The organism is Stomatobaculum sp. (genome assembly GCF_057248925.1).
Window position 1 is genome coordinate 1 of the sequence record NZ_DBHIHF010000040.1, and the last position, 9,287, is coordinate 9,287.

Annotated in this window: 10 protein-coding genes and 1 pseudogene; 8 read left to right on the plus strand and 3 right to left on the minus strand. The window is 51.6% G+C overall.

Annotated features, from left to right (window positions below):
* A pseudogene (locus ACO4XG_RS10740) lies at nt 1-397 on the plus strand (IS30 family transposase); the annotation flags it as partial.
* A 112-nt stretch (nt 398-509) separates the two neighbouring features.
* On the opposite strand, the gene ACO4XG_RS10745 reads toward ACO4XG_RS10740, so the two are convergent.
* The 3 genes from ACO4XG_RS10745 to ACO4XG_RS10755 form a co-directional block, all read right to left on the minus strand.
* Complete coding sequence (locus ACO4XG_RS10745) at nt 510-1,658, minus strand: mandelate racemase/muconate lactonizing enzyme family protein (protein ID WP_485129747.1); 1,149 nt, start codon at nt 1,656-1,658, stop codon at nt 510-512.
* Nucleotides 1,659-1,686: 28 nt separating this feature from the next.
* A complete protein-coding gene (locus ACO4XG_RS10750) occupies nt 1,687-2,568 on the minus strand; it encodes an alpha/beta hydrolase (RefSeq protein WP_485129748.1) in 882 nt (293 codons plus the stop codon).
* A 102-nt stretch (nt 2,569-2,670) separates the two neighbouring features.
* Nucleotides 2,671-3,963, minus strand: a complete 1,293-nt coding sequence (locus ACO4XG_RS10755) for an SLC13 family permease (RefSeq protein ID WP_485129749.1) — start codon at nt 3,961-3,963, stop codon at nt 2,671-2,673.
* A 429-nt stretch (nt 3,964-4,392) separates the two neighbouring features.
* On the opposite strand from ACO4XG_RS10755, the gene ACO4XG_RS10760 reads away from it, so the two are divergent.
* From ACO4XG_RS10760 to ACO4XG_RS10790, 7 genes are all read left to right on the plus strand, one after another.
* Nucleotides 4,393-5,337: an AraC family transcriptional regulator gene (locus ACO4XG_RS10760; protein ID WP_485129750.1), complete on the plus strand. Its 945-nt coding sequence runs from the start codon at nt 4,393-4,395 to the stop codon at nt 5,335-5,337.
* A gap of 154 nt (nt 5,338-5,491) precedes the next feature.
* Complete coding sequence (locus ACO4XG_RS10765) at nt 5,492-5,617, plus strand: DUF6577 family protein (protein WP_485129756.1); 126 nt, start codon at nt 5,492-5,494, stop codon at nt 5,615-5,617.
* Nucleotides 5,618-5,650: 33 nt separating this feature from the next.
* A complete protein-coding gene (locus ACO4XG_RS10770) occupies nt 5,651-6,505 on the plus strand; it encodes a hypothetical protein (protein WP_485129751.1) in 855 nt (284 codons plus the stop codon).
* 63 nt (nt 6,506-6,568) lie between these two features.
* Complete coding sequence (locus ACO4XG_RS10775) at nt 6,569-6,880, plus strand: DUF6618 family protein (protein ID WP_485129752.1); 312 nt, start codon at nt 6,569-6,571, stop codon at nt 6,878-6,880.
* Complete coding sequence (locus ACO4XG_RS10780) at nt 6,828-7,391, plus strand: CHC2 zinc finger domain-containing protein (RefSeq protein ID WP_485129753.1); 564 nt, start codon at nt 6,828-6,830, stop codon at nt 7,389-7,391. Before ACO4XG_RS10775 ends, ACO4XG_RS10780 begins: the two co-directional genes overlap by 53 nt.
* Nucleotides 7,392-7,455: 64 nt before the next feature.
* The gene (locus tag ACO4XG_RS10785; protein ID WP_485129754.1) at nt 7,456-8,802 is read left to right on the plus strand and encodes a virulence-associated E family protein; all 1,347 of its coding nucleotides are present in this window, start codon (nt 7,456-7,458) and stop codon (nt 8,800-8,802) included.
* A 268-nt stretch (nt 8,803-9,070) separates the two neighbouring features.
* Nucleotides 9,071-9,235 (plus strand): transposon-encoded TnpW family protein, encoded by a 165-nt coding sequence (locus ACO4XG_RS10790; protein WP_485129755.1) that lies wholly within the window; start codon nt 9,071-9,073, stop codon nt 9,233-9,235.
* Nucleotides 9,236-9,287 lie beyond the last annotated feature (52 nt).

Sequence of the window (9,287 nt, forward strand, 5' to 3'; positions counted from 1 at the left end):
CACAAGATTTCGACACATTATAAAGATACCCGGTAGAAGCACACAGGCAGTTGAGCAAGGCTTTAAAACGCTCCGAGAGCTGTACGGAGAATGATTCAGCCAAGTCTTTCGCTCCATCACAAGTGACAATGGCAGTGAATTTGCTTCACTGCCACAGTTGCTCCCCGCGATACCCATATACTATGCTCATCCTTACTCCGCCTACGAACGCGGGCTGAACGAAAAGCAGAACTCATTGATACGCTGGTTCTTGCCAAAGTGTCACTCTTTTGATGGAGTCACGGATGAGCAAATATGAGAGATCCAGGATTGGATCAATCAACTCCCCCGAAAATCTTTTCATTACAGTTCACCGGAGGAATTATTTCAGACTGTCCTACTTGATCTTGCAATCTAGCATTCGGATTATTTTGGCAAATAAAGCAATGCCAACCTATCTGTGTGATGGAACGCTTGTTTCGTAATGAGAGGGGCTGCTGCTTTTGAGACAGCCCCTTTTCATTGCGTAATTACCAGTCTTTGACGCTTCCGTCAAATGCGCGCTTAGCAGCGTTGCTGCCGCGCTCATTGGCAGGATAGAGCTCGCTTGCATTTTCTGCCAGTTCGACGCCGATGCCGGGGGCCTCGGGGATGATCATGCAGCCGTTCTCGAAGCGGAGAGGCTCCTGTACCATGGCGTCCTCGGCTCCGTTGAGGCAGAAGCCTGGCAGCTCCTGAATGCCCAGGTTCGGGATACTTGTACAGATCTGCAGGCAGGCAGCAGTGGAAACCGGGCCAAGAGGGTTGTGAGGGATGACCAGCACGTCGTTTGCCTCGGCAACAGCGCAGATCTTCCTGGATGTGGTGATGCCGCCGACCGCGCAGACATCGGGACGAATGTACTGTGCCGCATGGCGGTGCATCAGCATCTCAAACTCGCGCAGGTTGGTGAAGCGCTCGCCGGTCGCAATCGGAACGGGGATTTTGGAAGCGATCTCAGCCATGCTGTCGATATTGTCGGGGGTCATGGGATCCTCAAGAACCATAGGACGATATTTGGCGACCTCGGTACCGAAAGCGATGGCTTCGGGCTTGGTCATGCCGCGGTGGGCTTCCAGAATGAAGTCGAAGTGAGGGCCGACAGCCTCGCGGATGATGCGGACCTTCTCCAGCTCATCCTCGATGCGTCCGCTGTAGAACTCGTCCATTCCGTCGTTTGCGGTCTGAATGGGGCCGTTGACGAAGATCTTGGCAGCAGTGAATCCCTTTGCCTGCAGATCCTTGTAGCCGAGTGCCAGCTTGGCGGGATCGTTCTCCTTGACCATTACGGAAGCGTAGACACGGATCTTGTCGCGGGTCTTGCCGCCCAGCAGCTCGTAAACGGGCACGCCGAGCTTCTTGCCCTTGATATCCCACAGGGCGATATCGATGGCGGAGATGGCGCTCATGATAACGCTGCCGCGGAAATATACGGAGCGGTAGAAGTTCTGGTTCAGATCCTCAATGCGCATGGGATCGCGGCCGATGAGATATTTGGCAAACTTGTTGATGGCGGCAGCAGTGGCATCCAGGTATCCCCAGTTGCCGGCCTCACCCAGACCAACGATGCCCTCATCGGTATAGACATGGACAAACAGATAGTGCTTGGCGTAAATCAGTTTTACATCAGTAATTTTCATATCGGTTCTCCTGTGATAAAAGGAAATTTCAGGATAAATACTGTTTAAAGAAAAAACGGTGAAGGGAGAGTGCTTTCTCCCAGCCTTCCGTGCGGTTTACCGTGAAGCCGTGGATGGCTTCGCCGACCCGCATGGAAGTAACGGGAACACCTTCGGATGCAATGCGGGAAGCCATGCTTTCGGTCTCAGCACGCAGGGTATCGGTGCCTGCGCTGATGATCAGGCAGGGCGGAAACTGTGCAAAGCTGCCCTCCGGTGTCAGATAAGGGCTGCAGAGCGGATCGTGCAGCTGATCTTCTTCGGCGTAATACAGGGCGTATTCCTTCTCCACGCCGGCACGGCGGGACCAGAACGCATCTTCACGCATGGCAGGAGTGAGCTTTTCAGCGGGATCCATGTACTGGCGGCTGGGGAAATATTCCATCAGCAGGCAGCAGGGTGAAAATCCGTATTTTTCCTTCTGCAGCATGGAGGAGCACACAAGGTTGCCGCCGGCGCTGTGACCGGCCAGCGCGATCCTGGCGGGATCCATGCCGAGTTCTGCAGCATTTGCAAAGGCATAGGAGATCACGCCGCATGCTTCATTGAGGGCAGCGGGGTAAGGTGCCTCGGGGGCGAGACAGTAGTCCACATCCCACACCAGGCAGGACAGTTCCTGTGCCAGCCATGCAGCGTAGCGGTGATCGCGGTCGCTGCGGCCTTTGATGAAGCCGCCGCCGTGGAAGTTAATAATCATTCCGCAGCGGTCTTTCAGAGGCTTGTCGGGACGAAGCTCAAAAACGCGGATGGTATGGCCGTCAGAAGCAGGGATGGCAAGTTCTCGCTCGGTTCCGGGCAGAGCGGTGATCTCCTCAGGAGTCATGGCACCGAATTTATCGCGGCCGCGGATGATGGCGGCCTTTTGGATCATTTCTTCTCTTGTCATAGTTTTTAAAAGGTTTAAAAGGTCGGCCGCGCCAAAATGGAACGCGGCCAATTGGTCAGATATACGACAGCCGGGAAACTGTCAGAATCAGAAGCAGGGCAGAACGGTCATGGTGTAGATGATGTAGACAGCGCACAGCAGGAGGGTGATCAGCCAGCCGCTCTTGAACAGATCCTTCAGAGAGTAGCCGCCGTCGCCCATGACCATGGGAACTGCGGGGGTAGCCATAGGAGTCAGGAAAGCGGTAAGGGAACCTGCATTTACCAGCAGAACCAGACCGATGGGGTTAGCACCCAGTGCATTGGCGGTCAGCAGGCAAATGGGAACGAATACTGCGGAAACGCTGCGGTTCAGCATGAACTGAGTCAGGATGAACGGGATGATGAAGAACATTGCGCCAAGAACGTAGCTGTTGTGAGTGCCGCCTACAGCGGTTGCAAGAGCATTTCCGATGAGGTCGCCGGCACCGGTAGCGGTGAGGGCAGAGCCGAGAGCCAGAGCGCCGACATACAGCATCAGCATATCCCAGGGAATGTCGCGGAGAGCAGTCTTGGGATCAACTACGCCGAACAGGCACATCAGCAGGCTGCCGCAGAGGGCAACGCTCCAGGTGGTCAGACCGAGTTTCTTGGAGAAGATCAGGCAGAGGATGGTAGCGAAGAAGATGATGATGCCGACGGTGTCAACAAAAGGACTCAGCTTGCTGTCGGTGTTCTGCGCTTTCTTTTCCAGTGCTTCGATCGGAACGGAAGGCTGGTCGGGAGTGAACTTGGGAGCCAGGAACAGTGCCCATATCGGAACTACGATCAGGATGGGCCATGCGCCGATGGTGAAATCAATGGCACGCATGGAGATACCGGAGAAACCGTAGGTCTCCATGAAGCCGGTGAACTGGCTGGCCTGCTGAATGGCGGTGGACAGAGGAAGAATGCCGCAGCATGCTACGCAGGTAATCATGATGGGGAACAGGTACTTGGAACGGCTCTTGCCGGTCTGATCCAGGAAACCGCAGATCAGGGGGCTTACGATCGCGTAAACGACCATGGGGCTGGCGATGAAGTTGGTGAGCAGAACGGCCAGCAGCAGATAGCCTAAGTATGCGGTCTTGAAGGAACCGCCGGTGATCTTGGTGATGCCGTTGACCATCTTGCTTACCAGGCTGGTGCGGCGGAATCCGGCAGCAACCACGAACATGGTAGCCATCAGGAGGGTGTTGACATTGGAGAAACCGGCGAGGGCTGAATCTGCATCAACGCAGCCTGTGAAGTACAGGGCTGTCATGGAGATCATGGCGGTCAGCCACATGGGGATCTTGTTGAGAATGTAGCTCATGAGGGTGAGTACAAAGATCACAAAACAAACAATCATCTGTGTAGACATGAATCAAAATCCTTTCTTTCTGTTATTTGTTTTTTCGCTCAGCTTTAGCCCCGCTTCCTGGAGACGGTGCTTTGCTATGGTTTTATATTAAAGATTTTTTGCAATTCTGTCGCTGCGGTTTCTTTGGCAATTATTTAACAGACGGGCGCCGCAGAGAGAGGAAATAAAAAAGGAAAAAGCCGGAAAGAACGGCGAAAAATCCAAATATTTTCCCTGTGCATTTTAGATAAAATCGGAAAGCGAAAATGAGCCTGAAAGCTGGTCAGATATGTGAAAAATAGCCAAAAGCATATCGAAGGTTTGCTTGACAAATATCCACCATGTCAGTAAAATCAACTGAAACGGACAAAAATGTACTCAATATCCAAATATTTTACACAGGGAAAATGTTCGGATTTAGAAATTTTTCAGGGAAAGGGCGGGAAGCACATGACAGGCAGATATGAACTTGAATGGACTGACGGCAGGCTGACTGCTGACTGTTTTGTACACGAGATCCTGAATTACCGTTTCCACTGGCATGAGAATCAGTACGAGCTGAATATTCTGCTGAACGGAAGTCAGGAATTCTGTCGCGTCAGGGAGCCGATCCTTTTGGAGGAGGGCGACGTGATGGTCACCTCACCGGGTACCGGCCATGCCAGCTTCGGCCAGAAACCGAATACCCGCGCACTCGTGATGCATTTTCCGGCGGCCGTTTTCAGACCATATGTAAGGCACGGATACCTGCTGGACCTTTCCTCCTGCTGCAGCACGGCGGATACACGGAACGAGTTTCGCTACCGGGAAATACGCCGGTGCGCCGCACGGGCATACATGGCGGCGGCCGAGGGGGGCCCCTATGCCTCGCTTGCAGTTCACGGCAGCATGGAAGAAATGGTGTATATCCTGTGTTCGGATTTTCCGCATCAGGAGATCCCGGGCGGGCTGTCCGAGGATGAAGAGCAGAGGGAACAGACCTGCAGCCTGATCAGCTATATTGAGAAGCATTACGCGGAAAAACTGACGCTGGAGGACCTGGCAAAGTACAGCCGGTACAACAGGACTTACATATCTACCCTGTTTAAAAAGGAGACCGGCGTAAACTTTCACGAGTTTCTGACGCGCGTGCGGTTTCAGCACACCCTGCTGGATCTGGCGCTTACAGAGAAAAAACTCACTGACATCGCTCTGGAGAACGGTTTCAGCGATCTGAAGAGCCTGAACGCAAAATACCGCGAGATCTTAAACCGTACCCCGGCGGAATACCGGGCACAGCTTTCTGAGAACCGGGTATTTCCCGTGACCGGAGTTGACGATTCCGACCGCCGCTATATCCCGTGGGGATCGGACAGAATCGTTCAGGAAAAAATCCGGGAGTATGCGGGGCTTTAAACAAACAGAAACACTTTTGAACGCTGTAAACAAAGCAATGGATAAGATAAAGGTGAATGGAACCCTGCAGGACATTATTGACGAGCACATCAATACGAAATAACCGACCGATTATTGTTTCTGTCTATAGAGTTATCCGGCGGCGCTGGAAACTATCTTTTCTATGTATGAAGTGGATCAGGTTAAAATGTTCCGATATGCCAGACGCAGAAATAAAGAAACGGACCTTAAAGAATTTCTGCAAAGCAGAACTAATGTTGAGTTATATGAAAGGGTATGAGCAATTCTTCAGATCGGCAGCATTGACGAGTCCGTGGATGGAGAAACGCTCGCAAAGATTGTCTGCGCTTTCTTTGCGGAACTGGATAAACGCTACGGTAATCACATTCACTTCTTGGACTGGTCGCTGCACATGGGAGAAAGCACTCCGCACATTCATGAACGCCATGTTTTTGATGCGGATGATGGTTACGGCCACATCAAGCCCCAACAGGAAAAAGCACTGGAAGCTCTCGGTATTCCTCTGCCGGATCCGGACAAGAAGCCCGGCAAGAACAACAACAGAAAAATGACCTTCGACAAAATATGCAGGGACCTGTTTACGGAGATCTGTGAGCAGCATGATCTGTATGTTGACCGGAAGCCGACCTACGGAGGCCGGGGCTATCTTGAAAAACAGGAGTATATCATCCAGGCACAGAAACAGCGGCTTGCGGAATTGCAGGCTGAACTGGAAGCAAAAACATTGCAGATTCAGGATGTGAACGCAATCGTGGAAGAAGTCAGTGAAGCAGCTTATGAAAAGGCCTGTGAAGTTGTTTCTGAAACAGTCCAGGCAGAAACCGTGAAAGCTGATCTTGAAGTAATTGATGATTACCGGACCTGGGCAACAGCGCCGGAAAGGAGAACATCATCGGCGGCAAAGTCGCTGATCAGTCAGGTGGTCGATGCGATTCAGTCAAAGCTGAAGAATGCTGCAAGGGATATCCTTCAGCGGGTATCGGCCCGGCTGCATGAACCGGTGGTCAAGGAAGCGAACAAAGCTGAAATCAAAACAGTGGCGAAAGCATCCATTATGGAACGGCTGAGGATGAAGCAGGAGCATATCGGCAGTCAGTCCTCCGGCGAGGAACCAAAGAAGAAAAAGAATAGAGCCATGGATCGATGAGCATCCGATATTTTCAGAAATGAAGATACCGGGTGCTTTTCATTTAAAGGAAGGAGTTATGCAATGGAGTATGTTGCAAAGTACGTGAAGAAGTATAGGCCTGCGGAAACATGGCAGGGACAGATTAATGTAAGGAAGAAGACGGATCATCTGACGGAGGCCCAGGTGACCGGCCGGGGAGCTTCCTTCACGATTCTACTCGGAGATTATGTGAATGGAAATTTCATCTGCATCTTGGAGATCAATGTGGGCTGTCCGCTTTCCAATTGGGACGACATTTTTTGGAACATGGAGCGTCTGTCCCAGCTGATGAATCCTGTGGATGCCGCAACGGTGGTTTACGGGATCAGGGCACTTGCTGGTAACCGGGGGTGATGCGTTGGAAATTTTTCAGAAAGTTAAGGCTTCAGTGACTGCAAGACAGGCTGCGGAAATGTACGGCCTGAAGGTCGGAAGAAACGGAATGGCCTGCTGTCCTTTTCATCAGGACAAAACGCCCAGCATGAAGGTGGATGACCGCTATTACTGCTTCGGCTGCGGAGTGACCGGCGATGCGATTGATCTGACCATGCAGCTGCGGGGACTTTCGGCAAAGGATGCTGCCCTCCGCCTGGCTGCCAACTTCGGAATTGATGTCGGAAAAGCCAAGCCGGAGACAGCGCATCCGTACCGGGCAAGAGCAGATCCTGACAAAGAAATGAAAGAATGGACCGGCCACGCAAGGAAGGTCCTTCTTGATTATCGGTCCCTGCTCCGGGACTGGGAAAAACGATATGCCCCACAAAGGACAGATGAAGAATGGCATTCATTGTTCTGTGAGGCTCTGCAGAGAAAAGATTATATCGTCTATCTGCTGGATGAGCTGTCCGATTGCAGCAAGGATTAGCTTCAGGAGTTTAAGAAAAGCTGCGGAAAGGAGATCGATAAAATTAAGCATCGACTGGGAGAATATGCCGGAAGAAATGCTTCAGCAGATCGAGGAAGTCCGGAAGTCACTGGAGAAAACCGAAAAAGGTTTTACCAGACAAACCGTTGAGAACTGCACGATTGCCATGGAGAAGGATCCGCTTCTGTCGGGTGCCTTCTGCTGGAACATCCTGACGGAACGGCCGGACATTGTGAAGGACCTGGGCTGGTACCGGGAAGAACCGGGAATCACGGATTCCGATATGAGTCATCTGATCCTCTATCTTGAGAAGAACTACGGACTGACTTCGGAAAAGAATGTGCAGCACGCTTTGGATGTGGTGATCGCCAATCACCATTATCATCCGGTTTGCGATTATCTGAATGCCCTGGAATGGGACGGACAGGAACGTGTTCACTATGCCCTGCATCACTTCCTCGGCGCTGATACCAGTGATCTGACCTATGAAAGCCTGAAGATCTTCATGCTCGGTGCGGTTCATAGAGTGTTTCTCCTGGGATGTAAGTTTGAAATCATGCTCTGCCTTGTCGGAGATCAGGGCGCTGGTAAGAGTTCTTTCTTCCGGTTCCTGGCAATAAAGGACGAATGGTTCTCTGACGATCTGAAGAAGATGGACGATGAGAATGTGTACCGCAAGATGCAGGGACACTGGATCATCGAGATGGCTGAGATGCTCGGCACCGCAAGTGCCAAAAGCGTTGAGGAGATCAAAGCGTTTCTTTCCCGACAGAAGGAATCCTATAAAACGCCTTATGCTAAATATTCCAGGGACCGGAAAAGACAGTGCGTGTTTGTCGGGACATCCAATAAACAGCGGTTCCTTCCACTGGACCGGACCGGTAACCGCCGCTTCTTCCCGGTTCAGATCAATATGGAACAGGCTGAGGTTCATGTCCTTGATAACGAGGCAGAGTCCCGGAAGTATATGGATCAGCTTTGGGCAGAGATCATGGTTCTCTACAAATCGGGAGACTGGTCACTGAAGCTGCCGTCGAAACTGTCGCACAAGATGGACCTTCATCGGATAGACTTCATGGCTGAGGATACGCTGACTGGCGTGATCCAGGCATGGCTGGACAGCTGCTCTGAAGATTATGTCTGTACCCGGATGATTTATAACAGGGCCATGAACATGCCAAGTGATCCCGACCGAAAGAGCATCAGTGAGATCAATGATGTGATGAACAACACGATTGACGGCTGGTTGCCAGGGCCGTCCTCGCACCGCTTCGATGGAGTTTACGGAACGCAGCGTGCCTGGCACCGGTCTGATCGTGTAAACGAGTCTGAGCCGCCTCCGCCAAAATCGGAGGATCCCTTTGATGGGTTTATGACCATCGGAGAACAGGAAGAACTGCCGTTTTTGTAAACGAAAGCGGCCTCTCGTTTACAGTCGTTTACGCTTTGGTTTACAGCGGAAGTGCCTGAATTTACTGGTTTTTCTGCTGTTTTCTTTTTTGTAAACAATGTAAACGGAGAAAAAGAAAATATTGAAATAAGGAGTAGAACCGGCAGGGAGAAGGATACTTTGAAAATATTTTAGGCTCTGCTTACAGTTTTCGTTTACACGGCGAAGCCTATTACTTTCCTTCTCTGTCGGGCCTCTGTGCCGACAGGCACAGAAGAAAGGACAACGAATGGAAAATGAAATGATGAAGCAGGCCGGACTGCCGGAAGACGAGGCACCGACCATAGTATTTGATATCGGAGGCAGTAAGTACACTGTCGGTATTCACTTCAGCAACGAGAGCAAGGAGACCATGCCCGACAAGATCCACCGTATGATCCGCAGGGACATTTGATATGTACCCTCTTTACTGGACACGAAAGTGTCACGGTAAGGAGGGTTTTATC

Excerpts from the sequence above, each read along its gene's own strand:
- ACO4XG_RS10745 (WP_485129747.1), bottom strand. The coding sequence starts at position 1,658 with ATGAAAATTACTGATGTAAAACTGATTTACGCCAAGCACTATCTGTTT.
- ACO4XG_RS10750 (WP_485129748.1), bottom strand. The coding sequence starts at position 2,568 with ATGATCCAAAAGGCCGCCATCATCCGCGGCCGCGATAAATTCGGTGCC.
- ACO4XG_RS10755 (WP_485129749.1), bottom strand. The coding sequence starts at position 3,963 with ATGTCTACACAGATGATTGTTTGTTTTGTGATCTTTGTACTCACCCTC.
- ACO4XG_RS10760 (WP_485129750.1), top strand. The coding sequence starts at position 4,393 with ATGACAGGCAGATATGAACTTGAATGGACTGACGGCAGGCTGACTGCT.
- ACO4XG_RS10775 (WP_485129752.1), top strand. The coding sequence starts at position 6,569 with ATGGAGTATGTTGCAAAGTACGTGAAGAAGTATAGGCCTGCGGAAACA.
- ACO4XG_RS10780 (WP_485129753.1), top strand. The coding sequence starts at position 6,828 with ATGCCGCAACGGTGGTTTACGGGATCAGGGCACTTGCTGGTAACCGGG.
- ACO4XG_RS10785 (WP_485129754.1), top strand. The coding sequence starts at position 7,456 with ATGCCGGAAGAAATGCTTCAGCAGATCGAGGAAGTCCGGAAGTCACTG.
- ACO4XG_RS10790 (WP_485129755.1), top strand. The coding sequence starts at position 9,071 with ATGGAAAATGAAATGATGAAGCAGGCCGGACTGCCGGAAGACGAGGCA.